Source organism: Catenuloplanes indicus (genome assembly GCF_030813715.1).
Lineage (GTDB): Bacteria > Actinomycetota > Actinomycetes > Mycobacteriales > Micromonosporaceae > Catenuloplanes > Catenuloplanes indicus.
In genome coordinates, this window is sequence record NZ_JAUSUZ010000001.1 from 2,337,183 (window position 1) to 2,362,717 (window position 25,535).

Annotated in this window: 19 protein-coding genes; 9 read left to right on the forward strand and 10 right to left on the reverse strand. The window is 73.3% G+C overall.

Translation table 11 applies throughout. The annotated features are described in order from the left end of the window. Positions 1-94: 94 nt before the first annotated feature. The 3 genes from J2S42_RS10615 to J2S42_RS10625 all read right to left on the reverse strand — a co-directional run bounded on the left by J2S42_RS10615 (position 95) and on the right by J2S42_RS10625 (position 4,889). Positions 95-1,258 (reverse strand): hypothetical protein, encoded by a 1,164-nt coding sequence (locus tag J2S42_RS10615; protein WP_307238070.1) that lies wholly within the window; start codon positions 1,256-1,258, stop codon positions 95-97. A gap of 386 nt (positions 1,259-1,644) precedes the next feature. Next, positions 1,645-3,252: an amidohydrolase gene (locus J2S42_RS10620; protein ID WP_370879157.1), complete on the reverse strand. Its 1,608-nt coding sequence runs from the start codon at positions 3,250-3,252 to the stop codon at positions 1,645-1,647. Positions 3,253-3,332: 80 nt separating this feature from the next. After that, positions 3,333-4,889: a methyl-accepting chemotaxis protein gene (locus J2S42_RS10625; protein ID WP_307238074.1), complete on the reverse strand. Its 1,557-nt coding sequence runs from the start codon at positions 4,887-4,889 to the stop codon at positions 3,333-3,335. 161 nt (positions 4,890-5,050) lie between these two features. Here J2S42_RS10625 and J2S42_RS10630 point away from each other — a divergent pair, with 161 nt between their 5' ends. From J2S42_RS10630 to J2S42_RS10650, 5 genes are all read left to right on the forward strand, one after another. Continuing rightward, positions 5,051-6,442 (forward strand): fibronectin type III domain-containing protein, encoded by a 1,392-nt coding sequence (locus J2S42_RS10630; protein ID WP_307238076.1) that lies wholly within the window; start codon positions 5,051-5,053, stop codon positions 6,440-6,442. A 182-nt stretch (positions 6,443-6,624) separates the two neighbouring features. Further along, a complete protein-coding gene (locus J2S42_RS10635) occupies positions 6,625-9,297 on the forward strand; it encodes a fibronectin type III domain-containing protein (RefSeq protein ID WP_370879158.1) in 2,673 nt (890 codons plus the stop codon). A gap of 379 nt (positions 9,298-9,676) precedes the next feature. Beyond that, entirely contained in the window at positions 9,677-10,696 is a 1,020-nt protein-coding gene (locus tag J2S42_RS10640) for an AAA family ATPase (protein ID WP_307248687.1), read from the forward strand. Further along, entirely contained in the window at positions 10,696-11,844 is a 1,149-nt protein-coding gene (locus tag J2S42_RS10645; RefSeq protein WP_307238078.1) for a DUF58 domain-containing protein, read from the forward strand. The genes J2S42_RS10640 and J2S42_RS10645 overlap by 1 nt, the downstream gene beginning before the upstream one ends. Beyond that, positions 11,838-14,108 (forward strand): transglutaminase TgpA family protein, encoded by a 2,271-nt coding sequence (locus J2S42_RS10650; protein ID WP_307238079.1) that lies wholly within the window; start codon positions 11,838-11,840, stop codon positions 14,106-14,108. The genes J2S42_RS10645 and J2S42_RS10650 overlap by 7 nt, the downstream gene beginning before the upstream one ends. Positions 14,109-14,115: 7 nt before the next feature. Here J2S42_RS10650 and J2S42_RS10655 read toward each other — a convergent pair whose 3' ends face one another. From J2S42_RS10655 to J2S42_RS10665, 3 genes are all read right to left on the reverse strand, one after another. Then, positions 14,116-15,006: an NAD(P)H-hydrate dehydratase gene (locus J2S42_RS10655; RefSeq protein ID WP_307238081.1), complete on the reverse strand. Its 891-nt coding sequence runs from the start codon at positions 15,004-15,006 to the stop codon at positions 14,116-14,118. Then, positions 14,990-15,721, reverse strand: coding sequence for a histidine phosphatase family protein (locus J2S42_RS10660; RefSeq protein ID WP_307238083.1), 732 nt, complete (start codon positions 15,719-15,721; stop codon positions 14,990-14,992). Before J2S42_RS10660 ends, J2S42_RS10655 begins: the two co-directional genes overlap by 17 nt. A gap of 87 nt (positions 15,722-15,808) precedes the next feature. Further along, positions 15,809-17,362, reverse strand: a complete 1,554-nt coding sequence (locus tag J2S42_RS10665) for a glucuronyl esterase domain-containing protein (RefSeq protein ID WP_307238085.1) — start codon at positions 17,360-17,362, stop codon at positions 15,809-15,811. 230 nt (positions 17,363-17,592) lie between these two features. Between J2S42_RS10665 and J2S42_RS10670 the strand changes: the two genes are divergently transcribed. Further along, complete coding sequence (locus J2S42_RS10670) at positions 17,593-18,264, forward strand: GntR family transcriptional regulator (protein ID WP_307238087.1); 672 nt, start codon at positions 17,593-17,595, stop codon at positions 18,262-18,264. 139 nt (positions 18,265-18,403) lie between these two features. On the opposite strand, the gene J2S42_RS10675 is transcribed toward J2S42_RS10670, so the two are convergent. Beyond that, entirely contained in the window at positions 18,404-19,567 is a 1,164-nt protein-coding gene (locus J2S42_RS10675; protein ID WP_488193132.1) for a PucR family transcriptional regulator, read from the reverse strand. Between the two features lie 66 nt (positions 19,568-19,633). Between J2S42_RS10675 and J2S42_RS10680 the strand changes: the two genes are divergently transcribed. The 3 genes from J2S42_RS10680 (at position 19,634) to J2S42_RS10690 (ending at position 22,677) form a co-directional block, all read left to right on the forward strand. Beyond that, the gene (locus J2S42_RS10680; protein ID WP_307238089.1) at positions 19,634-20,710 is read left to right on the forward strand and encodes a ferredoxin reductase; all 1,077 of its coding nucleotides are present in this window, start codon (positions 19,634-19,636) and stop codon (positions 20,708-20,710) included. An 18-nt stretch (positions 20,711-20,728) separates the two neighbouring features. After that, positions 20,729-21,952: a fatty acid desaturase family protein gene (locus J2S42_RS10685; protein WP_307238091.1), complete on the forward strand. Its 1,224-nt coding sequence runs from the start codon at positions 20,729-20,731 to the stop codon at positions 21,950-21,952. 74 nt (positions 21,953-22,026) lie between these two features. Continuing rightward, the gene (locus J2S42_RS10690) at positions 22,027-22,677 is read left to right on the forward strand and encodes a DUF3159 domain-containing protein (RefSeq protein WP_307238093.1); all 651 of its coding nucleotides are present in this window, start codon (positions 22,027-22,029) and stop codon (positions 22,675-22,677) included. Here the strand turns inward: J2S42_RS10690 and J2S42_RS10695 are convergent. From J2S42_RS10695 to J2S42_RS10705, 3 genes are read right to left on the reverse strand one after another with little or no spacing between them, the layout of a single operon-like run. Continuing rightward, positions 22,647-24,086 (reverse strand): glycosyltransferase family 2 protein, encoded by a 1,440-nt coding sequence (locus J2S42_RS10695; protein ID WP_307238095.1) that lies wholly within the window; start codon positions 24,084-24,086, stop codon positions 22,647-22,649. The genes J2S42_RS10690 and J2S42_RS10695 overlap by 31 nt on opposite strands. Next, on the reverse strand, positions 24,083-25,114 hold the full coding sequence (locus tag J2S42_RS10700; RefSeq protein WP_307238097.1) for a HEAT repeat domain-containing protein: 1,032 nt from the start codon (positions 25,112-25,114) through the stop codon (positions 24,083-24,085). Before J2S42_RS10700 ends, J2S42_RS10695 begins: the two co-directional genes overlap by 4 nt. Before the next feature lies 1 nt (position 25,115). Continuing rightward, entirely contained in the window at positions 25,116-25,490 is a 375-nt protein-coding gene (locus tag J2S42_RS10705) for a response regulator transcription factor (RefSeq protein ID WP_307238099.1), read from the reverse strand. Between the last annotated feature and the right edge of the window lie 45 nt (positions 25,491-25,535).

Genomic DNA, 25,535 nt, shown 5'->3' on the forward strand with positions numbered 1-25,535 from the left:
CCCGGCCCGCATCAGCTCGGCGTCGGGCGGTGGGTCACCCGGCAGAAGAGAGCGGCGCCGTCCGGGGTGGACGGCGCCGCTCGTGTCAGGTGGTCTAGCGGGTGACGCGGATGCGGATGACGTCGAGGGCCGGCGTCTGGTTGGCGCGCTCCATCATCGGGATGCGGTGCGAGCCGTCTCCGGCCCAGACCGCGCACTGTGCGGTGCCGGTGGCCGGCATACCGGTGACGTTGATGGTGACCGTGTCGGGCCGGCGGCCGCCGGCGCCGTCCTCGGTGGCGACGAAGAACGCGGGCGCCGGTGCCGGGTCCGGGGCCTCGTTCGTGTTCGGCAGCATCCGGCACGCGGTGTGGAAGTGACCGCGGACCAGGCCCTCGTCGGTCAGGAACGAACTCTCCAGGTAGTAGCCGCCGGCCGCGGCGCCGAGGAACCGGTCGCGGACCAGGTTGCGCGTGCTGACCTGCAGCTGGAACTGCTGGCCGACCCGGACCCGCTCCGGCGACCGGGTGATCAGCAGCGACGGGTTGTTCGCGGCCGTGCCGACCTCGCCGAACTCGGTGTCGACGCAGCGGTTGCCCTCCTGGAAGCCGGTGTGCGGCTGCAGGTCGGAGGAGCCGCAGTCGTCGCCCAGGATGTCCAGCCCGTTCGTACCGTCACCGGCCTGGCCGTTGCCGTTGTTGTTGCCGTTGCCGTTGTTGCCGGTCGCGACCGGCGTCGGCGTGATGCCGGTGGTCACCAGCGTGCAGTCGGCCAGCACCTCGAGCCCGGTGGGCTTCTGCGCCACCCGGCCGATCGCGATCGCGATCCGGTCGATGGTGGCGATCCGCTTGCTCTTCAGCGGGCCGAGGATCGCGTTGTTGACGAAGTTCGGGCCGCCCTGGCCCTGCGTGTCCTTGAGCCGCTTGTTCGCCTCGTCGATCTGGGTCTGCAGCAGCGCCAGGTTACGGTCGACCTCGGCCTTGGCCCGGGCCGGCACGGTGCCGAGCTTGTCCGCCACGGACGGGCAGCTGATCGTGTTCGACGAGACCGGCGCCGGGCTGGCCGGACAGGCCGGGACCTGACCGTCACCCCAGTGGTTGCGCACGGTCCGGCCGTTCTGCTGGGTGGTGGTCGTGTCCGCGCCACCGGGCGCGCGGCCGTCCGGCGCCGCCTTGCCGCAGTTCTGCGAGACCGGTCGCGGCTTCCGTGGATTCCAGGTGCCCGCGTTGGCGAATGTGGTGACCGCGAGACCGCCGCCGAAAACCGCTACCGCGGCCACCGCGGCAACGATCCATTTCCTGCGCCGCAATGCGACGCCTATGCCTGCCCCGCGCCCCGACCTGCGCACTGTGCACCATCCCCAAACCGTCGCTGACCTGCAGATCCTGCAGGGCCTGAGCGATCCTCAAAGATTCCTTTGAGCAAGTTAGAAGTCGCGTTCGGGCAGCGTCAAGCGGGCCGGAAAAACAATGGAAATCCACAGTCGGACTTTAAGAAAACTTATGTTCCGCATAGCGACCCGGTGGGTTAATCCATTCGGGGGATCGGGCATGGTTCAACGCACCCGTAGAAATTTTTGTGAATTTGCGCGGACACCGGCGCTCGGTCGACCCTACCCGCCGGTCATCGGCGGGGAACAGCCGATTCATCCATATCGGTGATACTTCAGTCCGCGCTGAACACCAGCTCGCCGCCCACGTAGGTGCGGCGCACGCGGGTCAGCGCGATCTCCGCGGCCGGCCGTGCGAACGGGTCGCGGTCGAGCACCGCCAGGTCCGCGAACAACCCCGGCGCGATCCGCCCGGTGGAGTCACGATGACACACGAACGCACTGCCTTCCGTGTACGCGGTCAGAAAGTCACCGAGCGTCAGCGCCTGCGCCGGCAGGAACGGGCGGTCCACCGGCTCGCCCGGCGCGGTCCGGTTCACCGCCACGTGTGCGGCCAGCATCGGGTCCGGGCTGCTGACCATCCAGTCGCTGCCGGCCGCCAGCCGCGCCCCGGCGTCGCGCAGACCGGCGAACGGGTACTGCCGCGCGGCCAGCACCGGGTCCAGGAACGGGATGGTCAGCTCGTCCATCTGCGGCTCGTGGCACGCCCAGAGCGCCTGGAGGTTCGCGGTCACGTCCAGCGCCGCGAACCGATCAAAATCATCCGGGTGTACGACCTGGAGGTGCGCGAGCTGGTGCCGGTTCCCGCGCGGCCCGTTCGCGACGCGGGCCGCCTCGATCGCGTCCAGCGCCTCGCGCACCGCCCGGTCGCCCAGCGCGTGCAGGTGCACCTGGAAGTCCTCCGCGTCCAGCCGCGTCACGTACTCCTTGAGCAGCGCCGGGTCGACGAAGCTGAGCCCGGCGTTCGCGGTCGCGCCACCGCATGCGTCCCGGTAGGGCAGGCTCATCGCGGCCGTGAAGTTCTCCGCGACGCCGTCCTGCATGATCTTGACGGTCCGTGCCGTGAACCGGCCGGCCGTGCCGCGCCGCGCGCGCAGCTCGGCCAGCTGGTCGAGGCCGCGGTCCCGCTCCCACCAGAGCGCGCCGCCGACCCGGGCCCGGAGCGCACCGTTCGCCGCGGCCCGCAGATACACCGGGAGCAGGTCGCGGTGCCCGTGCAGGCCGGGGCCGACCCAGGCGTCCTGCCAGCCGGTCACGCCGTACGAGAAGAGCACTTCCTGGGCCGCGCGCAGCCCGGCGTCCAGCTCCGCGTCGGTGGCCGCCGGAACATGCCGCCCGACCAGGTCGGCCGCGCCCTCGTGCAGCGTGCCGGACGGGTGGCCGTCCGGTTCGCGCTCGATCCGGCCGTCCACCGGGTCCGGCGTGGACCGCCCGATCCCGGCCAGCTCCAGCGCGCGCGTGTTGACCCACGCGCCGTGCGAGTCCCGGTTCGGCAGGTAGACCGGCCGGTCCGCCACGATCGCGTCCAGCGCCTGCCGGGTCGGGGTGCCGCCCGGGAACGCCTCCATCGACCAGCCGCCACCGATGATCCAGTCCAGGTCCGGGTGCGCCGCGGCGTACCGCCGGACGGTCCTGAGGTATTCGTCCGCGCTGTCGAGGGACGCGAGGTCGCAGCGCAGCAGCTGCACGCCGGCGGCGATCGGGTGCACGTGCGCGTCCTGGAAACCGGGCATCAGCAGGCCGCCGTCCAGGTCGACGGTCTCCCGGCCGGTCAGCCCGTCGCCGACCGCGATGATCCGCTCGCCGTCGACCGCCACGTCCGCGCGCCGCGCGCGTCCTCCGGCGAAGACCGTTCCGTTGGTGAAGACCAGATCGTGCGTCACGCGCTGCATGATGCCCTAGAAGAGCCGGTATCGACGTGGGATGCCGGGCCACGGCTGCGACCCCCACGTCGATACCGGCTCTACACCCGGAACGTGGCCACCAGGCTCTGCAGTTCGCCGGACATCCGGGCCAGCTCCTCGGACGCGCGCTGCGAGTCGCCGACGCTCTCCGAGGTCAGCCGCGCCGCGGTGGCCAGCGCCTCGATGCCGGCGTTGATCTCACTGATCCCGCCCGCGGCCTCGGCGACGCCGCGGTTCATCTCGCTGGTGGTCGCGGTCTGCTCCTCCACCGCGGACGCGATCGTGGTCTGGTAGTCGCTGATCCGCGCGATGACCTCGCTGATCTCGCCGATCGCGGTGATCACGGTCTCGGTGTCGGCCTGGGTCGCAGCCACCCGCGAGCTGATGCTCTCGGTCGCCCGCGCGGTCTCCTGCGCCAGGTCCTTGACCTCGCTGGCGACCACCGCGAAGCCCTTGCCGGCCTCACCGGCCCGGGCCGCCTCGATCGTAGCGTTCAGCGCCAGCAGGTTCGTCTGCTCCGCGATCGAGGTGATCAGCTTGACCACGTTACCGATCTCCGCGCTGGACTCGCCGAGCTTCACCACGGTCCGGTTCGTCTCCTCGGCCTGGGTGACCGCGGCACCGGCCACCTGCGCGGCCTGGTTCGCGTTCTCCGAGATCTCCCGGATCGACGCACCCATCTCCTCGGAGCCGGCCGAGATGGTCTGCACGTTGCCGGTCACCTCCGCGGCCGCGGTCGACACCACCTCCGCCTGCGCGCTGGCCTGCTCCGCGCTGCCGGCGATCTGGCTGCTGGTGGTGGACAGCTGTTCCGCGGCCGCGGCCAGCGAGTGCGACGCGCCGGTCAGCGACTCGACGGTGTTGCGCATGCCGGCCACGGCCCGGTTCAGCGCGCCGGCCATCACGCCGGCCTCGTCGCGCGAGCGCACCGGGACCTCGCCGGTCAGGTCGCCGTCCGCCATCCGCTCCAGCACGCCGGACACCTCCGCGAGCGGGCCGGTGATCCGGCGCACCACGAACACGCCGAGCAGCACGGCCAGCACGGTGCCGATCAGCCAGCAGGCCAGCATGGTGTTGCGGCCGGTGGAGTAGCTCGTGCCGGCCGCGGCCGCCTCGGACGCGCCGCTGTCCGCCTCGAACGCGGCGAGACCGTCGAACCCGGCGTTCACCGCGTCGACGGTCGGTGCCACGGCCGCCCAGGCGCGCTCGTACCCGGCGTTGTCGCTGTTCAGCGCGGCCGGGATCAGCTGCTCGTCGCGGACGTCGCCGAACGCGGTCAGGCCGTCCTGGATCGCGGCGAAGTGCTCGACCTGTGCCGCGTCCAGGCCCAGCGCCTCGTACTCGCGCAGGCCTTCGGTCAGCGTGTCGGCCGCCGCCAGCGCCGCGTCCCGCTGCTGTTCCGTGGCGGCCGGGGTGCTCGCGATGTTCATCAGCGCCAGCGAGAGGATCTGGTCGTCGAACGCGCCCTGGGCGGATGCCAGCATCTGTGACGGCTTCAGGTTCTCCTCGTAGATCGCGGTCGCGTTCTGGTTCGCGGCCCGCAGGCCGGCCAGGCCGACCACGGCCACCAGCGCGCCGGCGAGCAACGCCACGCCGAGCGCCAGACCGAATTTCACCCGGAGCCGCAAACCACCCAGCCACGCACCCATCACCGACACCGCTCCCTTGCGGTCGGGGTCCCCCAGGTCGCACCTCACCAGCTCAATCGGCGTTCGACCGCGGATCGTGAGGACTCCGGGCGACGCGATGACGGCGCGATTGTGAAAGCATGTGCCGCGTGCCGCACGCTCCGCTCACCGCCGCCGTCCATCGCGCCCGGGCCGCTCAGGCCGGGGGTGATCTCGTCAACGGCCGCGCGATGCTCGAGGACGTCCTCGAGGACGCGCGGCGCGCGCTGGGCAAGTCCCACGACGAGGTGCTGGACGCTGTGCTCGTGCTGGGCGAGCTGCACACCCAGGCGGACGATCCGGCCGCGGCCCGGCGCGCGCTGGAGAGCGCGTACGCGGACGGGCAGCTGAGGCTCGGCGACGAGGACGTGCGCATGCTGGCGCTGTCCGCGGCGATCGGCGCGGCCGCGGAGGAGCTGGGCAACCGGCACGAGGCGAAGCGGGCGTACCTTCGGGTCGCGAGACTCGGGCCGGGCACGCTCGGCCCGGACCATCCGATGATCGCCCGGGCGCGCGCCTACCTGGGCGACGCGGCTCCGCCGCTTCCACGGACCGATCCGGCGGTACGGCCGGAGCCGCCGACCACGATGCTCAGCGCGCCGCCGGTGGAGCCGCCGACGACGATGCTGGGCGCGACGCCGGTGATCCAGCCGGCGCCGCCGGTGGAGCCACCGACCACGATGCTGGGCGCGACGCCGGTGGTCCCGCCCGCGCCGCCGATGGAACCGCCGACCACGCCGCTGTACCGGGCGCAACCGCCGGTCACGCCACCGCCGGTCACGCCACCGCCGGTCACGCCGCTGCCGGAGCCGCCCACGATGCCGATGCACCAGTCGTCGGCGCCGCCGTATCAGCAGTCGCAGCAGTCCTCGGCACCGCCGTACCAGCGGTCCGGGCCACCCCATCAGTCCTCCGCGCCGCCGTACCAGCAGTCCGGGCCGCCGTACCAGCAGGGATACCCGCAGCAGTATCCCGGGCCGTCCTACCAGCAGCAGGGCTACGCCGTACCCCCGCAGCAGGTCGATCCCGGCGCGCACCCCCGGCGGAACCGGGGGCTGACCATCTCGGTCGCGGTCGCCGCGATCGCCGCCGTGATCGCGGCCGTCGTCTCCGTCACCGTGCTGATCTCCACCCGCGGCGACGACGACACGGCCGGCCCCACGCCGGAGCGGACCACCACCGCGCCGAACGGGCCGCAGGTCGCCGGCGCGCCACCGGCCGACGTCGCGCTGACCGACGACGGCGAGGCGATCGCGCTGACCTGGACCGACCCGACGGACGGCACGGTGTCGTTCATCGTCGCGGGCGGCCGGGCCGGCGAGGAGCTGAAGCCGATGGCGAACCTGCCCCCGGGCCGCGTCCGCTACGAGGTCAACGGGCTGAATCCGGACCTCGACTACTGCTTCACGGTCGTCGCGGTCTACGGCACGGACGCCGCCCAGGTGGCCGCGTCCGAGCAGCGCTGCACCGCGCGCAACACGCCCGGCGGACCGACCGGCTGAGGACTCGATCGTGACCGATCACGCATCGCGGGGGCAGCTTTTACGGTGAGCACCCCATAAGATGACTCGCGTCTCTCTCCCGGTCGGTTCCCGCCCAGGTCACACGGGAAATACACGATACGTTCCGGTGTCATTACCCGGGGTGAGGCATTGGCAGTGAACGACGCGTAACGGGGAGAGTTGTGGTCACCACCCAAGCGACGCCGGGCACCATCGAGCCGCCGCCGGGGCGCCGGAAGCGATTGCGTACGCCCGGCGGCCTGGTCACGATCGGCACGGTGGCGGCGCTGGTCGCCGGCATGGCCGCGACCGTGCTCGGGCTCGGCGCCGCGGACCAGGCGGTGGCCAGCTTCGACGCGGCCTCCTGGCTGTGGAGCAAGTCCAAGGGTGAGCTGGCCCGGGCCAACGGCGTGACCGGCCGGGTGGACACCCGGTTCGCGGTCGCCGGTGCGGCCGGCCACCCGATGCAGGTCAGCCAGACCGACCGCTTCCTGATCATGCGCGATCTGAACACCGGCCTGGTCAGCTCGCTGGACCTGACGTCGCTGCAGACGATCGCGACCGCGCAGACCACGGCCGGTGTCGGCGTCACGGTCGCGCTGGACGAGGAGGCCGCGTTCATCGTCGACTCCGTCCAGGGCGAGGTCCGCCAGCTCGACCCACAGACGCTGGAGCCGGTCGGCGAGCCGGTGCGGTACCCGCCGGGCATCGCGGGCGGCACGTTCGACGGCGAGAGCCGGCTCTGGATCGCGGTGCCGTCCGAGGGCACGGTCTCCGCGATCACCCCGGCCCCGATCGGGGACGACGAGGGCGACCGGGCCGACACCGAGGCCGGCGGCCAGGGCGCGGGCGGCCCGAAGCTGATCCGCACGCACGGCGTCGCCGCGCCCAGCCACGACCTCGCGCTGACCGCGCTGGACAGCGGCGTGGCCGTGCTGGACCGCACCACGAACACGCTGACCATGGTCCGCGGCGAGGCGGAACCGCTGCCGGTGACGCTGCCGCTGACCGGCGTCGGCCTGCTCCCGGAACGCACCACCGGCACGCAGATCCCGGTGACGGTCGGCGAGGACCGCAAGGTCTACGTGGTCTCCGAGACCGGCGTGGTGACCGAGTTCGCGGTACCGGGCGACGGCGCGCCGCTGCGCCCGGCCGTGGCCTGGTCGGGCCGGTTCTACGTGCCGGAGGAGGGCACCGGCGTGGTACACGTGCTGGACGGTTCCGGTACGCGGACCGGCACGTTCACGGTCGCGGGCGCGAACGGCGAGCTGGAGCTGGAGGTCCGCGAGAACCACCTGTTCGTCAACGCGCCGAACTCGGCCGCCGCGCAGGTCGTGGACGACGCCCACCAGGTCAAGACGGTCGACAAGTACGCGAACGACGTGCTCGGCGGCGACCCGCCGAAGGAGGCGCCGCCGCCCCCGCCGCCGCCCGCGCAGCCGCAGGTCGGCAAGCCGGGCGTGCCGAAGCAGGTGACCGCCGCGGCCGGCAACGCGCAGATCCGGCTGAGCTGGAAGCCGGCTGCGTCGAACGGCGCACCCATCACGAAGTACGTGGTGGAGGGCGCGGACAAGACCTGGCAGGTCGGCGCGGACCAGCGCTCGCTCCAGGTCGACGGCCTGACCAACGGCGAGACGTACCAGTTCACGGTGTACGCGGTGAACAGCGAGGGCGAGGGCCCGAAGGCGAAGTCGAACCCGGCGGTCCCCACCTCCGAGGTGCCGGACGCGCCGGAGAAGGTCACCGCGGCCGCGCAGCCGGACGGCACCGTGAAGATCACCTGGCCGGAGGCGAACGGCCAGGGCCTGAAGATCAAGTCGTACGCCGTGAACGCGATCTCGGCCGGCGCGACCGCGCTGGTCGGCCAGGCGGACGGCACCGAGCTGGTGGTCGCGGCCGGCGAGCTGGAGTACGGCACGCAGTACGCGTTCACGGTCACCTCGACCAACGAACGCGGCGGCTCGTCCAAGGCGTCCCCGCCGAGTGAGACCGTGGTGCCGTTCACCGTGCCGGAGGCACCGGACGGCCTGGACGCGGCCACGGTCGGCGGCGAGGCCGGCGCGATCACGGTCACCTGGACCGCACCGGCGGAGAACGGCCGGCCGATCACGAAATACGTGGTGACCGCCGGTGACAAGACCGCCGAGGTCGCGGCCGGTGGCACGTCGACGAAGCTGACCGGCTTCGGCAACGGCGTGAACGTGACGGTCAAGGTGGTCGCCGTGAACGAGGCCGGCGAGGGCAAGCCCGCCACCGCGACCGCGCGCACGGTCGCGGCACCGACGGTCACGATCACCGGGTCGTCCGTCACCGAGACCGAGCTGACCGTCAAGGCGACCGTGAACGCGGGCGGCGGCACCGCCACCTGCACGCTGACCGGCGGCGGGAAGACGGCCAAGGGCGGCTGCGCGTCGCTGACCCTGACCGAGCTGCCGCCGAGCACGAAGGTCGACTTCACGCTCACCGCGACGAACGCGGCCGGCAGCGCGAAGGACACCGGCAGCAAGACCACGAGCGCGGTCTACGGCCTCGCGGTCTGCAACAACAACACCGGCGCCAGCGACGAGGCACAGCACACCTGGTGCAACGACAAGGACAACGGCCGTCAGGTCTGGACCGAGCCGAAGGACAAGGGCACGCTGGTCGGGCGGGCGAGCCAGAACCAGCGGCTCTCCGCGATCTGCAAGACCACCGGTCAGAGCATCAGCCAGTACGTCTACAACAAGGGCAAGGTCGACCCGACGAACATCTGGATCAAGGTGAACTACGGCGGCACCACGGGATACATCTCGTTCGCCTGGTTCAACCTGGAGGGGTACGGCATCAACTCGACCGGCCCGCTGCCGAACTGCTGACCCGCCCGCACATTTGATGGAACGCAACCGAGATGAGCCCGTCCCGATGACGACCGCACCGCCGCACACCAACGGCTACGCCGGCAACTCCTACGACGACGGTTACGAGCAGGGTGGCCACTACGGTGCCGCCCCGTCGTACCCGTCGTCCTCGGAGGCGCCGACCGGTCTGCTCCCGGCCGTGACCCCGGCCGGTCAGCAGTACGACCAGTACGACCGCGGCCGTCAGCAGGACTACGGGCAGCAGCAGGACTATGCGCAGCAGCAGGGCTACGGCGCCGCCCAGTCCTCCGGCGCGACCCCGCTGCCGCCACCCCCGGCGCCGCCCGTGAAGAACCCGCCCTCGCCGCCGACCATGACGCCACCGGCGCCACCCGCCATGGCGCCGCCCGCCGCCGCCCCGGTGCAGCCGGTCGCGGCCGAGGGGCCGCTCACGCAGCAGCAGGTGCAGGGCTTCGCCAGCATTGCGAACCAGCTCGCGGCCAGCATCGGCACCGTGGTGCTGGGCAAGCCGGAGCTGATCCGGCTCGCGCTGACCGCGCTGTTCGCGCAGGGCCACGTGCTGCTGGAGGACGTGCCCGGCGTCGGCAAGACCACGCTGGCCCGCGCGATCGCCGCGTCCGTGCACGGCCAGTGGCGGCGCATCCAGTTCACGCCGGACCTGCTGCCCGCGGACGTCTCCGGCGTCACGATCTTCAACCAGGCCACCCGTGCGTTCGAGTTCCACCCCGGCCCGGTCTTCGCGAACATCGTGATCGCCGACGAGATCAACCGGGCGTCGCCGAAGACGCAGTCCGCGCTGCTCGAGGTGATGGAGGAGCGCACGGTCACGGTCGACGGCGTGCCGCACCCGGTGCCGCGCCCGTTCCTGGTGGTCGCCACGCAGAACCCGGTGGAGATGGACGGCACCTACCGGCTCCCGGAGGCGCAGCTGGACCGGTTCCTGGTGAAGCTGTCGGTCGGCTACCCGGACGAGTCGGTCGAGATCGAGGTGCTGCGCGGCGCGAACGTGCGCTCGCCGGAGAGCCTGCCGCCGATCGCGGACACGAACATCGTCACCGAGATGATCAAGATGGCGCAGCGGGTGCACATCGCGGACCCGCTGTACGCGTACGCGGTCCGCCTGGCCGCGGCCACCCGTCAGGACCCGCGCGTGCGGATCGGCGTGAGCCCGCGCGGCGTGATCGCGCTGACCCGGGCCGCCTGCGCGTACGCGCTGATGGAGGGCCGGGCCTGGATCCTGCCCGAGGACCTGAAGGCGCTGATCGGCCCGGTCTTCGCGCACCGCGTGCTGCTCACCCCGGAGGCGGCGCTGCGCGGCACGACCGCGGAGGACGTGGTGGCCGACGCGCTCCGCTCGGTCCCGGTGCCGCTGCCCGGCGGCGGCACGCAGGCCTGATGCGCGCCACCCCGCGCGGCGCCGGCCTGACCGCCGGCGCCGGCCTGCTGCTGGCGGCCGGTCTCCGGTTCGGCTACCCGGAGCTGGCCGTGCTCGGCGGCGCCGGGCTGCTCGCCGTGGTCTGGGCCGTGCTGTTCGTGGCGTGGCGGCCACGGCTGTCACTGTCCCGGGTCGCCGACCCGGACCGGGTGCCGCGCGGCGAGCCGTCCACGATGATCCTCACGCTGCGGAACGCGGCCCGCCGCCGCTCGGCCACGCTGACCGCGTCCGACTCGTGCGCCGGCCGCCCGGTCGCGGTGCCGCCGCTGCGGCTGCGCGCGGGCCGGGACACCACGGTGACGTACCCGGTGCCGACGCACCGGCGCGGCCGGATCCCGGTCGGGCCGCTGCGGGTGACCCGCGCGGACCCGCTCGGCCTGGTCCGGCTCGCCCAGGCGCACGGCGACCCGGTGACGGTCTGGGTGCACCCGCGGATCCTGCCGCTGAGCGCGGTCCCGGCCGGTGTCACCCGCAGCCTGGACGGCCGGTCGGACAAGGTGCCGCAGGGCTCGATCACGTTCGACACGCTGCGCGAGTACGTGATCGGCGACGACCTGCGGCGGGTGCACTGGCGCTCGACCGCGAAGATGGGCGAGCTGATGGTCCGCGAGCAGCTGGACACCAGCCTGCCGCGGCTGGTGGTGCTGCTCGACGACCGGGCCGCCGCGCACACGCCGCTCGTGGACGGGCAGTCGGCCAGTTTCGAGGGTGCCTGCGAGGCCGCCGCGTCGATCGTGGCCGCGGCCGCGCGCGAGGACCTGCCGGTGACGATGCACCTGGTCAGCGGCGCGGAGGAGCCGGGGCTCAGCTACCTGGACACGCTGACCGCGGCGGAGCTGCGCCCGGCGGACGCCGAGACGTTCCGGACCGCGACCACCCGCCTGCGGCAGCAGCGCCTCGGCGACACGCTGATCTTCCTCACCGGCCCGGGTGGCCGGGCGGACCTGGGCCAGCTGGGTACCGCGCGGCAGGCGTACCCGGTGCTGGTCGCGGCTCTGCTCGGCGTGCACGGCGAGCACCCGGCCGGCCCGGGCGCGGGCCTGCTGGTGATCAACGCGGAGGACGGCGACGCGTTCGCCGCGGAGTGGAACGGCGCGTCCGGATGGTGAGGGTGATACGCGCGGCCGGGCTCCCGGTCGCGCTGATCGGCATGATCGCGCTCTGCGGCGTCCTGCTCGGCCGGGTCTACTCCGGGCCGCTGCTGTCGCAGGCGGTCGCGGGCGCGGCCGTGCTCAGCGTCGGCATCTCGACCGCGGTCCGCCGCCTGCCGTCCTGGACCGTCGCGCCGCTGTCCGTGCTGGCGCTCGCCGGGTACACCGTGCTGGTGCTCCGGCTGGCCGCGCAGCGCGCCGAGCTGGACGCGCCGCTCGCCCAGGTGCTGGTGGACGCGGCCCGCAACGGCATCCCGCGCATGCTGACCGCCATGATCCCGGTCGAGCCGACGCCGGACACGCTGGTGATCCCGCTGGTCGCGGCGTGGCTGGCCGGGCTGGCCGCGACCGAGGTGTCCGGCCGGGCCGGCTGGGTGCTGCTGGGCTACACCGCACCGGTCGCGCTGTTCGCCGGCACGCTCTACGTGGTCGGCCCGAACGCCGACGCGGCGCTCCCGCCCACGCTCGGCTTCGTGGCGCTGGCCGCGCTCGGCCTGGTCACCGCGCCGGGCCGGACCGCGCCCCGGACAGCCCCGCAGACCGTGGCGACCGCGTCCGACGCCGAACCGGCCGGCCGGCTACGGCGCCTGATCGGTCCGGTCGTCGCGCTGGCCGTGCTGCTCGCGCTGGTCTTCGCGGGCGCGCCGCGGATCGCCGGTGTGGTCACCGCGACCCCGGTCGACCCGCGCCGGTACGTCGAACCGCCGCAGGTGGACAGCCTGGACGAGAGCCCGCTGAACCGGATCTCCGGCTGGGCGCTGAACCCGGACCAGCACCTGTTCGACGTCACGCCGCTGGCGGGTGAAGGGCTTCCGCTGGTCCGGCTGGCCGTGCTCAACGACTACGACGGGGTGACCTGGAAGGTCGGCGCCACGTACCGGGCCGCGGGCCGGGTGCTGCCCCCCGACCCGCCACCGCCCGGCGCGACCGTGGAGCAGGCCGTGCAGCGGCTCACCATCGCGGACCTGTCCGGCCGGCTGCTGCCCGCCGTCCCGACGCCGTCCGGGGTGGAGGGCACCCGGGTCGCGTACGACGCGGAGTCCGGCACACTGATCCGCCCGGAGGGCCTGACCGCCGGGCTGACCTACACCGTCACGTCCGCACGGCAGCGGCTGGACCTGAGCGGCCTGCCGGTCGCGGACGTACCCAGCGGCCCGGGCGTGGCCCGGCTGCTGACCGTCTCGGACGGCGTGCCGGAGCAGGTGCAGCAACTCGCCGACCAGCTCGGCGAGGAGAACGGCGCACCGTACGACCGGGCGGTGGCGATCGAGCAGTTCCTGGCCACGCACTACCGGGTGGCGGCGGACGCGGCGAGCGGGCACTCGTACCCCAACCTGGGTTTCTTCCTCTTCGGCCCGCGCAACGCGGGTGGCCAGGAGGGCACGTCCGAGCAGTTCGCGGCCTCGTTCGCGGTCCTGGCCCGGCTGCTCGGCCTGCCGTCCCGGGTGGTCGTCGGCTTCTCGCCGCGCGCGGAAGGCGGTGCGCCGGCCGGGACGGTCGCGGTCCGCGGTGCGGACGCGTTCGCCTGGCCGGAGGTGCTGTTCGACGGCGTCGGCTGGGTGTCGTTCAACCCGATGCCGCAGCCGGACACCGAGCCCCGCCCGGTGGAGGAGGACTTCCGGCCCGAGCCGGAGAAGTCCGAGGAGCCGCCCACGGACGCACCGACCCCGTCGGTCGCACCGTCCGCCAGCGCCTCCCCCGGCGACGCGCTCGCCGAGTCCGCGGCCGGCTCCGGGCGCACCCGGGCGGTCATCGCGGGCGGCGTCTCCGGCACCGTGCTGCTCGTCCTGGCCGGCCTGGTCATCGCGCTGCTGACCATGCGCCGCGCGCTGTCCCGGCGGCGGCTGCACGCCCCCGATCCCCGCGAGCGGGTCACCGGCGCCTGGCTGGAGGTCGGCGACGCGCTCCGGCTGGCCGGCCGCCCACCGCCGCCGGACCTGACCGCGACCGAGTTCGCCGGCCACGCCGCGGAGACGGCCGCCCAGGCCGCCGCGCGGGTCAAGAAGCTGCGCACGGCCGCGCCACCGCTGGACGACCTGGCCGAGCTGATGAACCGGGACGCGTTCGCCCCCGACGACATCGACCCGCGCCAGGCGGACCACGCCGGCACCCAGGCCGTCGCCTACGTATCCGCGCTGCGGGCCCACCGCCCGTGGTGGCGCCGCCTGCTCTGGTCCCTGCACCCGGGCCCGCTCCGCTGGGCGAAGCGGCGCCGCGGGTGACCGAGGGCTACTGGAGCATCGCGAGGGCCGGGCCGATCTCGTCGAGGAGTTCGCGGGCCAGGAAGCCGATCCGGCCGTGGGCCGGGACCAGGCGCTGACCGGCGGTCGCGTGTGCCCAGGCCGCCCAGCACGCGGCCTGGTCCGGTTCGGCGCCGCGGGAGAGCAGGCCGGCGACGATGCCGGTGCGCACGTCGCCGCTGCCGGACGTGCCCAGGCCGGCGTCCGCGGACTCCTCGCGCCAGCGCCGGACCGTGCCGTCCGCTGCCGGGCGGGACGCGATGTGGCCGTACATCGAGACCACCGCGCCGTACGTCCCGGCCAGTTCCGCGGCGGTGTCGTCGAGGTCCTCGCCGACGTCTCGGCCGAGCAGGATGCGGGCCTCGGTCAGGTTCGGGGTGAGCACGGCGGTGCGGCCGGACGCGCGGATCAGGTCCGGCTCCTGGCTGAGCGCGCCGAGCGCGTACGCGTCCAGCACGAACACGGTCTCCGGGCCGGCCGCGTCCAGCAGACCGCGGAGCAGCCCCATGGTCTCGTCCACGTCGTCCAGGCCGGGGCCGACCGCGATCACGCGCGCCTCGGACGCGAGCGCGCCGAGGCGTTCGCCGCACCGGCCCTCGACCGATCCGCCGGACGTCTCGGTCAGGCCGACGACCAGCGCCTCCGGCACCGAGATGCTGAGCGCGGCCGCGGTCGACTCGGCGACCGCGAGTTGCAGCACGCCGGCGCCGGCGCGCAGCGCGGCCACACCGGCCAGCAGCACGGCGCCGGGCGTGAAGCGGGAGCCGCCGACCACGAGCACGGTGCCGCGCGCGTCCTTTCCGCCGACCGGGATCGGCAGCTGCCAGTCGCGCAGCACGCGGGGCGTGATGACGTCCGCGGGCTCAGACCGGTTCGGCATCGACGCCCTCCTCGCTGGTCGGGGTGGCACCCTCGCGGTGCAGGTGGTGGACGACGGCGAAGTCCGCCAGCGCGAGCCGCCCGTCGTCGCCGGTGACCCAGCTGGTGATCGAGCAGTTGCCGACCTCGCCGTCCCGGGCCAGCTTCACCAGGTCCGGCTCGGCGATCTCCTCGATGAGGTAGCGCAACAGGTAGACGATCGCCTCGTGGGCGAAGAGGATCACGCGGTCGCCGGCGTGGTCCCGCCGCAGATCGCCGAGCAGGCTGCGCAGCCGCAGCGTGACGTCGGCCCAGGACTCGCCGCCCGGCGGCCGGTAGTAGAACTTGCCGAGCCGGGCGCGGCGCTCCGCCTCCTCCGGGTGCCGAGCGCGGACGCCCTTGCCGGTCAGCAGGTCGAGAACGCCGAGTTCACGGTCGCGCAGCCGCTCGTCCACCCAGGTGCGCGCGTCGATCGCATCGAGCGCGTGTTCGGCGGTCTGCCGGGCGCGCAGGTACGGCGAGATCACCGCGACCGTGGGCCGCTCGTCCGCGGGCAGGCCGGTCAGCCACTGGTTCACGGCGGCGGCCTGCTCCCGCCCGGTCGGCGAGAGCGGCACGTCCGCGTCGCGTTCCGGGATGTCGATGACCTCCTCACCGGACTGCTCCGCGCGCGCGGCCGCGACGTTCCCGGTGCTCTCGCCGTGCCGGACCACGGCCAACCAGCTCAGTTCGTCCACGCACCGTGGCTTACCCCTCGGCAGGATCCGGAAACCGGGGACCGGGCCGGGCGGATCACGGTGGGATGGGCCGCCCGGCCCGGCGATCTACCGGGCCGCGCAGGACGGCGTCAGGCCGGAGCCGCTACCGGTGCCCTGGAACCCGAACTCGGTCGCGCCACCGGCCGGGACCGCGCCGTTCCAGGCGACGTTGCTGAAGCCGACCGCGCCACTGCTGCTGGCCGCGATCGCGTTCCACGTGCTGGTCACGGCCGCGCCGCCGGGCAGCGTCACGGACACGGTCCAGCCGTCGATCGCGGCAGCACCCGCCGCGACCCGCACGGTGGCCACGAACCCGCCGTTCCACTGATTGACCGACACGGTCGCGGAGCACCCGCCCGCCCCGGGCGACGGCGACGCGGACGGCGTGACCGACGGCGAGGGCGACGACGTGCCCGCGGTCAGCGTCGGCGTCTGCCAGGTCCGCCACTCCGCCAGGTTCCCCGCGGCCCGGCTGGAGATCCGGAAGACGGCCGGCGCGCTCCCCGTACCCCCGAGGAACCTCTGGATGCTCTGTTGCAGCGGCGCCCGCCACTCGGACCGGTTCGCGCAGTGCGTGCCGTCCGACACGTCGGACCAGTAGGAGATCGCGTCGCCCGCGCCCAGCGCCCGGTAGACCTCGGCGCCGCCGAGCGCCGCGACGCTGGACGACCGGGCCGCCAGCCACGCGATATGCGGATTGTCCATGATGAACAGCCCACGCGGCGCGATCATCCCGACCACGGAGTGCGTGTCGATCGGCAGCCCGGCCGGGTTCCCGGTGTAGGAGCCGAACGCGTCGCCGAGCCACGGCTGCTCGCCGTACGCGCTGCTCAGCGGCTGCGCCCCGCTCTCCCCCGGTATCCCCCGGAAGATCGGCGTGCCGCCGCTGCCGGACTCGACCGGCATGGTGAGCGCGATCCGCTGGTCGAACGCGCCGGTGACGAACGCGCCCTTGCCGTAGCGGGAACAGCCGGTGACGCCGGTCGCGTCCGCGCGCAGGACCGTGCCGCCGGACTGCTCCAGCACGTCGATGATCCGGCTGACGCCCCACGCCCAGGCGAGCAGGATGCCGGTGCCGCTGGACGCGCCGTACAGCGTGTAGAACGCGCCCTGCTTGCTGGTGCGCGGCGTGCCCTCGCGGCCGACCGCGAGCGGGTCGTAGCTGATCACCGCGGCACCGGCCGCCTTGATCGCGGCGGTGTCCGCGCCGAACCCGCCGAGCACCACGACGGCCGGGAACGGCCCGGTGCCGCTCGGCAGGTCCACGCCGGCCGAGAAGGACGCGCTGCGCCCGCCCTCGGACACGGTCACGGTGATGCCGGTCCGGCTCACCGTCCCGGTGACCGACGTGGGCCGCGCGGGCTTCTCGCCGTACACGTACCGCTCCGCCTGGTCCTTGATCTCCGCCCGCCGGCAGCGCCAGTCGGACCGGGAGGTGACGCGCGTGCCGTCGATCCGGGTGAACGGGTCGGGCAGCCGGCTGTTCGCGGTGACCGTGCCCTGGCCGATCGGGCAGTCGGCGCCGTCGTCCTCGGCCGGAGCCGCGAACGCCGGCCGCGGTACCGCGACGAAGCAGAGTCCGAGCACCGCGATCAGGATCAGCAGTCTCTTGACGATCATGTGGCGGTCACTCCTTCCGGTATCGTGCCGAAAGTCGCGCTAGATCGATGTCCGTCGATACTTTGTCGCCACAGTGTCGGCGCGATCATCGCCACCTGTCAATGCGGGAAAGCGCCTTCCGGAAATCTTCCGGCAGTGGCACGATTCGACTGCGGGTCCGGCTTGCCCCACGGTCGCCCGAATGTCAACATTGGCGCCGACTCCCGTCCGCGGCGTGAAGGGCTTCCGGCATGACGTCACCCGCGCTCCACCGGACCGGCCGGCGCGGCCTCGCCGACGAGTCCGCCGACCGCATCCGCGAGGCCATCTTCGCCGGCGAGGTGCCACCCGGCGGCCCGCTCCGCGAGGTCGAGCTCGCCACCGGCCTCGGCGTCAGCCGCGGCTCCATACGTGAGGGCCTGTGGATCCTGGAACGCGAGGGCCTGGTGCGCAGCGCCTGGCACCGCGGCACCACGGTCATCGAGGTCACGCCGGAGGACGTACGCGAGGTCTACGCGGTCCGCGCCGCGCTCGACCGGCTGGCCGCGGTGACCGCGCGGGACACCGCCTCCGAGGCGCAGCTGGGCGAGCTGGACTCACTGGTCGGCGCGATGGCCACCGAGGTCACCGGGAACCCGGCCGGGCCGCGCCTGGTCGCGCTGGACATCTCGTTCCACGACGCGGTCTACGCCGCGGCCGGCAACCGCCGGCTGACCGAGGCCTGGCGCGCGGTTCGCTCCCAGGTCCACCTGTTCCAGCTGCGCCGCGTCGCGCTCGGCTTCACCCACTACCGCGCCCGCGTCGTCGACGAGCACCGCGAGCTGGCCACGCTGATCCGCTCCGGCGACCGCGACACGCTCGCCCGCACCGCGGAGGAGCACGTGCTGCGCGCCCACCGCGGCCTCCTGGCCCACCTGGCGTAACCCCAAACCCTTCGAAAACGGATCTTCCCGCTTCCGGCGTGGTCGCGTTCGGCGTGCTCCGCGGGCCCCGGTCCCGCCGCCGGTCACCACGAACCCGATGGCGGTCCACGGCCGGCGACGCGGTGCCGCGGCCGCCGGGTCAGGTGGCCAGCGCGACGGTGAGCATGACCAGCCAGTCCGGGTCGCGGAGCCGGTCGCCGTAGAGTTCGCGGAGCCGGGTCACCCGGTAGCGGACGGTCTGCGGGTGGACGAACAGCTCGGCCGCGATCTCCTCACGCCGGCCCTGGTGGCGCAACCAGCTGCGGAGCGTCTCGGTGAGCTTCGCGGTGGACGCCTCGCCCTCCCCGGCCAGCGGCGCCAGCACCCGGGCGCGCAGGTCGGACAGCGCACCCGGGTCCGCGCCGAGCAGCAGCGCGACGAGATGCTCCTCGGTGTCGCCGCGCAGGCCCATCGCGAGCGCGCGTTCCGCCCGCGCGTACGACTCGGCCGCGCGCTCCCACGGCCGGGACGGCCCGACCACCACCTCGCGGCCGGCGAGCAGGCGCAGCAGGTGGACGCGACCGGAGCCGTGCGCGTCCGGCACGAGCAGCACCGCGCGTTCGCCGTCCGCGTCGACCCGCAGCGTGCGCGCGTCCAGCAGGTCGATCAGGTTGCCGACCGCGCGCTCCGGCAGCAGCACCGCGGTGAGCGTGCCCGGCGGCGGCCACTCGGCCAGTTCCGCGGCCGCGACCAGCGCGTGCGGCGGCTCTGCCTCGATCAGCGCGCGACCGAGCCGTTCCAGGTTGCGGCGGCGGGCGCGGACCGTGGAGGCCAGCTCGTCCGCGTGCCCGGCGACGCTGGCGGCGGACAGCTCGTCGATGTAGGCGAAGACCAGCTCGGCGAACTCGGTCACGGTGATCGCGTCGACACCGGCCTCGACGCTGATCCGGGCCATGTCCCGCCAGGCCACCCGCGCACCGACCCGGTACGCGGCGAGCAGCGCGTCGAGGCTGCGGCCGTACCTCGCCTCGCCGCGGCCGAGCGCGTACGCGCCCTCCAGCGCGGGTTCCATCGGGGCGCCGCGGCCCGGGTCGGCGCTCTCCGCACGGGCGATCAGGTTCAGGAACATGGCGAGCGCGGCCCGGACCGCCCCTTCGATCTTGGCGCCCATCTCGCCGGCGAACGCCTCCGCATAGGCCGGCACCTCGGCCGTGATCGCGGTGACCGCACGGCCCGCCACCTCGGGTAACGCATGCCGCAGCGGAACAACGACGGAGGGTGACAGGCGAAACGACGAGACCGATGACTTGTTCACAGCGAACAATAATGCCCGACGAAACTACCGTCTTGGGGTCAGGACTTCGCCCAACATGCGGTTCATGCTTGGTTCATGCCCGCAACTCGCACCCTCAAGTCCGCCGCCTGGCGCGTCGTCGAGCTCGTCACGACGCCGCTGGTGCCGAGCGACTACCTGGACGAGATCGCGCCGCTGCGCAACGCGAACATCCTGCGCGCCCGGGTCGAGGAGGTCCGGCCGGAGCACGACCGCGCGGTCACGCTGGTGCTGCGCCCCGGCCGCGGCTGGCACCGCCACCGGCCCGGGCAGTACCTGCGGATCGGCGTGGACGTGGACGGCATCCGGCTCTGGCGCAACTACTCGCTGACCAGCTCCCCGGACCGCGCGGACGGCCTGGTCGAGATCACCGTGACCGCGATCGAGGGCGGCGTGGTCAGCACGCACCTGGTCCGCAACGCGCGGCACGGCATGCTGCTGCACCTGGACCCGCCGGCCGGCGAGTTCACGCTCCCGGCGCGCATCCCGGAGAAGATCCTCTTCGTCACGGCCGGCAGCGGCGTCACCCCGATCATGGGCATGCTGCGCGGCGGCGAGATCAGCGCCGACACCGACGTCGTGGTGATCCACTCCGCCCGTACCGCCCGGGAAGCTCTTTTCACCCCCGAACTGGACGACCTCGCGGCCGAGGGCCGGATCCGGCTGATCGAGCGGACCACGTCGGTCGAGGGCCGGCTCTCCCCCGCCATGATCGCCGCGCTGGTGCCGGACTGGGCCGAGCGCGAGACCTGGGCGTGCGGGCCGAACGAGCTGCTCGACGAGCTGGAGAAGCACTGGGCGGACGCGGGCGCGGGCGAGCGCCTGCACGTCGAGCGGTTCCGGCCGGTGGTGTTCGCGGCCGACGGCCAGGGCGGCGAGGTCACGTTCCGGAAGACCGGAACCACGGTGAGCGCGCCCGGTGACGTACCGCTGCTGGATGCCGCCGAGGCCGCGGGCGTGCTGATGCCGTCCGGCTGCCGGATGGGCATCTGTATGGGCTGCGTGCTGCCGCTGCGCGAGGGCGTGGTGCGCGACCTGCGCGACGGCTCGCTCATCGTCGCCGAGGAGGGCGACACCATCCAGATCCAGACCTGTATCTCCGCAGCGGCCGGCCCCTGCGCTATCGAGCACTGAGCGGAAGGACACATCCCCATGACGATCATGGAGAAGAAGGACGTCAACCCGATCGCCCACCTCTCCCCGGAGGACATCGAGGCGATCGGCGCCGAGCTGGACGCGCTGCGCGACGAGGTCATGTCCAGCCGCGGCGAGCGCGACTCCGCGTACATCCGCAAGGTGATCTCGACGCAGCGGCGCCTGGAGCTGGGCAGCCGCGCGGTGCTGCTGTTCTCGCTGTTCCCGCCGGCCTGGGTGGTCGGCACGGTCGGCCTCTCGATCGCGAAGATCATCGAGAACATGGAGATCGGCCACAACGTCATGCACGGCCAGTGGGACTGGATGCGGGACCCGAAGATCCACTCGACCACCTGGGAGTGGGACAACGCGTCCCCGGCCGAGCAGTGGAAGCACGCGCACAACGAGATCCACCACACGTACACGAACGTGGTCGGCCGGGACAACGACCTCGGCTACGGCATCATGCGGGTGGACGAGGACCAGAAGTGGACGCCGGGCCTGCTCGGCCAGCCGCTCTACAACTTCATCAACATGTGCTTCTTCGAGTACGGCATCGCCGCGTACGACCTGCAGCTCGGCCGCAACCTGAAGACGAAGAAGCGGCGCCGCGACCCGAAGTTCAAGGCCGCGTACCGGCAGGTGCTGAAGAAGATCGGCCGGCAGATGCTGAAGGACTACGTGGTCCACCCGGCGCTGTCCGGCCCGTCGTTCCTGACCACGATCCTGGCGAACATGACCGCGAACCTGGTCCGCAACGTCTGGACGCACTCGGTGATCATGTGCGGCCACTTCCCGAACGGCGTGGAGACGTTCTCCAGGACCAGCATCGAGGGCGAGACCCGCGGCGAGTGGTACCTGCGCCAGATGCTCGGCTCGGCGAACATTCGCGGCTCGAAGTTCATGCACTTCATGACCGGCAACCTGTCCCACCAGATCGAGCACCACCTGTTCCCGGACATGCCGAGCAACCGGTACGCCGAGATCGCTCCGCGGATCCGCGACCTGTTCCAGCGCTACGGCCTGACCTACACCACCGGCCCGCTGCCGATGCAGGTCGCCTCCGCCTGGTACAAGGTCTTCCGCCTCGCCCTCCCCACCAAGGAGGACCTGCGCCAGCGCCGCGAGGGTGGCCGGGGCACCGGCGCACCGCGCCGCCCCAGCAAGCGCATCGAGGGCCACGCCTCGGCCCGCCGCGCCCCGGTGGCCGCCGGAGCCGCCGCCATGACCGCTACCAACTGAGGACCGAAGACCCGCGTGGGTACGGCACACGGCCGTACCCACGCGAGGTTCTGATCGGTTAGGGTTACCTAACCATGGAACAGAACAGGGAGTCGCTCGCCGACCTGCTGGGTGGGCGGCGCGGCGCGGTCGACGCGACGCTGCCGCCGATCGCGTTCATCGTCGGCTGGCTGGCCGGCGGCCGGTCGATCGTGGTCGGCGTGACCGCCGCGATCGTGGTGAGCTTGGCCATCGCGGTCTACCGCCTCCGCCGGGGAGACCGGTTCGGCGCGGTGCTGGCCGGTCTGCTCGGCGTCGTGGTCGCCGCGATGGTCGCGCTCTACACCGGCAACGGCGCCGACTTCTTCCTGCCGCGCCTGCTCAGCAACGCGGGCAGTGCGGTGGTCTGGGCGATCAGCATCGCGGCCCGCTGGCCGCTGCTCGGTGTGATCGTCGGCGCCGTGCTCGGCCAGCGGACCCGCTGGCGGCGTGATCCCGCGCTGCTGCGCTCCTACGGCCTGGCCAGCTGGATCTGGGTCCTGCAGTACGTGATCCGGCTCGCCGTGTTCCTGCCGCTCTACTTCGCCGGCCAGGTCTTCGCGCTCGGTGTCGCGCAGGTCGCGCTCACCTGGCCGCTGGTCGCCGCCTGCCTCGCGGTGAGCTGGTGGGTGATGGTGCGGACGCTGCCGGCGGACCACCCGGGGCTGCGGCACCCTCAGGACGGCCGCACCGTGTCGAAGCCCTGACGCGGCATCGCACCCCAGACCCGCTTCTTGTTCCGCCACGCCTGCCACGCGCCGCGCGCCTGGTAGCAGGCGAGCGCCTGCCGGTAGCCGAGGTTCTCGAAGATCGCGGCGAGAAACCCGCGGCCGAGGTCGTCCCAGCGCGGGTAGCGGTGGAACGACACCTCCTCCAGTAGCAATGCCGCGACGCTGACCAGCATGCCGTAGCCGTACGCGACCAGCGCGAACCGCCAGGCGAAGTCGAGGTCGATCGCGTCCACCAGCAGCCCGGCCGGCAGCAGGACCAGCGCGGACAGCTCCACGAACGGCGCCATCAGCTCGAACACCACGTAGTACGGCAGCGCGAACATGCCGATCCGGCCGTAGCGCGGGCGCAGCAGCATGCCGCTGTGCGTGCGCAGGATCTCCGCGATGCCCCGGTGCCAGCGGGTGCGCTGCCGGCCGAGCACCCGCATGGTCACCGGCGCCTCGCTCCACGAGACCGGCTCCGCCACGAAGATCACCTTGTACGCCCGGCCCTGTTCCCGCAGGTGGTGGTGCAGCCGGACGACCAGCTCCGCGTCCTCGCCGATGGTGTCGTGCGCCATTCCGCCGACCTCGGCCAGCAGGTCCCGGCGGAACATGCCGAACGCGCCGGAGATGACCACCAGCCCGCCGAGCCGGGACCAGCCGGTGCGGCCCATCAGGAACGCGCGCAGGTACTCCACGATCTGCATGCGGACCAGCCACTGCCGCGGCATGCGCACGTCGACCACGCGGCCGCCGACCACCGCGCAGCCGTTCGCGATCCGCACCACGCCACCGACCGCCGCGGTGCCGAGCGGATCGTCCGCGAACGGCTTGACCACGCTGAGCAGCGCCTCCGGGTCGAGCACCGAGTCCGCGTCGGCCATGCAGACCAGCGGGTGCCGGGACAGGTTGATGCCGACGTTGAGCGCGTCCGCCTTGCCGCCGTTGACCTTGCGGACGACGATCAGGCCGTCCGGGTTCGCACGGGCCACGTGCACGCTGATCACCGCGCCGCGGAACGGCACCTCGCCCGGCACCACGCGCGGCACCCGGACCAGGTCGAACTCGCGTTCCAGCCGGTCGAACGTGTCGTCGGTGGAGCCGTCGTCGATCACCACGATCTCGAACCGCGGGTAGCGCAGCGCCATCATCGCCTGCACCGCGGCCACGATCCCGGCGCCCTCGTTGCGGGCCGGCATCAGCACCGAGACCGGCGCGGTCAGCGGGCTGCGGAACAGGTCCTCCAGCCCGTTGAACGGCACCCGGCGCAGGTGCCGGAAGAACTCGGCCGCGGCGAGCAGCAGCAGGCCGAGATAGCTGCTGTTCAACGCCACGAAGTAGACGAAGATGAACACGTCCGCGATCCCGATCGCGGTCCGCACCCACGCCCAGTCGTCGATCATCGGCCGCCCACCTCCGCCGCCGCCAGCGCCTCCGCCGCGTGCGGTGAGGCCGCCTCGCGGAGCGCGGCCAGCCCGGCCGGCCCGGCCCGGCGCAGCGCGTGCGCGGCCTCGTGCGCCACCCGGTAGGCCGGGTCGTCGAGCAGCCCGGCCAGCGCGTCCGCCACCCCGGCCGCACCGGCCTCGCCGAGCGCTCGCGCCGCGACCGCGCGCAGCGGGTCCGGGTGGTCAGCCCCAAGGGCCACGACCAGCGGCGGTACGGCGGCACGCCCGCCCATCCGGCCCAGCGTGTTCGCGGCGGCGCGGCGCACGTCCAGCGACGGGTCCTCCTCCAGCACCCGGGCCACCGGCTCGACCAGCACGGCGGAGCCGACCAGGCCGAGCGCGTCCAGCGCGGTCACGCGTACCCGGGCCTCGGGGTGGCCCAGCGCGGCGCTCAGCGCCGGTTCCGCGTCCGGGCCGAGCTGCGCCAGCGACTGCGCGACCAGCTGGGACGGCGTCGGATCGGCCCGGGCCAGGCTGTCCAGCAGCGGGGACGCGGCCGCCGGGTCACCGATCCGGCCGAGCGCGCGCACCGCGACCAGCCGTACCTCCGCGTGCGGGTCGTCGAGCAGCGCGCACAGCGCGGGCACGGCCGGCCGGTGCTCCAGGTTGCCGAGCGCCTCGGCCGCGCGCGCCCGGCGGACCCGGCTGCGGTGCGTCAGGTCGGCCAGTTCCTCCGCGATCAGGCCGCGCCGGGCGAACACGTCGACCAGTGCGGTGTGCGCCTCGCCGCGGACCTTCCCGAGCAGCGCGATCGCGCCCGGCTCCGCGGCCCGCCACTCCCGCCGGGGCATCGCGACCAGCTCGTCCGCCCCCTCGGCACCGGCCTCCGCGACGAACTCCAGCAGCGCGAGGCGCGGGCGCTCGGCCAGCCGGGCGCGGTGCCGCAGCAGCAGCCGGCGCGTGGCCCGGACCAGCACGATCAGCACGCTGAGCGCGAACACCACGACCGCCAGCACGACGATCGCGCCGGTGGCGACCTCGACCATGTCAGGCGCGCACCTCGACCAGCAGCTTCTGCACGCGCTCGACCAGCTCGCGCGGGCTGAACGGCTTGATCACGTAGTCGTCGCAGCCGGCTGCGTAGGCCAGCTCCCGGTCCTGTGGGCGGCCCTGCGCGGAGATCATCACGATCGGGAGCTTCGCGGTGTCCGGTGACCGGCGCAGCTCCCGGCACAGTTCGATGCCGTTGATGCCGGGCATCCGCACGTCGATCAGCACCGCGTGCGGGCGGAACTGACGGACCGCCGCGAGCGCGGCCACCCCGTCCGACACCGCCATCGCCTCGAAGCCGGACCGGTCGAGCTTGTACATGACCAGCTGTTGAATGTCCGGATCGTCCTCGGCCACCAGGACCCGCGCCATGCTTGCCCTTCCGTCGGACGGCCCTCCCCGCTACCCTCGATCTCA

Coding starts and splice junctions, on each gene's coding strand:
- J2S42_RS10680 (WP_307238089.1), top strand. CDS start 19,634: ATGCCCGCAACTCGCACCCTCAAGTCCGCCGCCTGGCGCGTCGTCGAG.
- J2S42_RS10655 (WP_307238081.1), bottom strand. CDS start 15,006: ATGCCGAACCGGTCTGAGCCCGCGGACGTCATCACGCCCCGCGTGCTG.
- J2S42_RS10700 (WP_307238097.1), bottom strand. CDS start 25,114: ATGGTCGAGGTCGCCACCGGCGCGATCGTCGTGCTGGCGGTCGTGGTG.
- J2S42_RS10665 (WP_307238085.1), bottom strand. CDS start 17,362: ATGATCGTCAAGAGACTGCTGATCCTGATCGCGGTGCTCGGACTCTGC.
- J2S42_RS10670 (WP_307238087.1), top strand. CDS start 17,593: ATGACGTCACCCGCGCTCCACCGGACCGGCCGGCGCGGCCTCGCCGAC.
- J2S42_RS10695 (WP_307238095.1), bottom strand. CDS start 24,086: ATGATCGACGACTGGGCGTGGGTGCGGACCGCGATCGGGATCGCGGAC.
- J2S42_RS10650 (WP_307238079.1), top strand. CDS start 11,838: ATGGTGAGGGTGATACGCGCGGCCGGGCTCCCGGTCGCGCTGATCGGC.
- J2S42_RS10685 (WP_307238091.1), top strand. CDS start 20,729: ATGACGATCATGGAGAAGAAGGACGTCAACCCGATCGCCCACCTCTCC.
- J2S42_RS10690 (WP_307238093.1), top strand. CDS start 22,027: ATGGAACAGAACAGGGAGTCGCTCGCCGACCTGCTGGGTGGGCGGCGC.
- J2S42_RS10705 (WP_307238099.1), bottom strand. CDS start 25,490: ATGGCGCGGGTCCTGGTGGCCGAGGACGATCCGGACATTCAACAGCTG.
- J2S42_RS10640 (WP_307248687.1), top strand. CDS start 9,677: ATGGCGCCGCCCGCCGCCGCCCCGGTGCAGCCGGTCGCGGCCGAGGGG.
- J2S42_RS10645 (WP_307238078.1), top strand. CDS start 10,696: ATGCGCGCCACCCCGCGCGGCGCCGGCCTGACCGCCGGCGCCGGCCTG.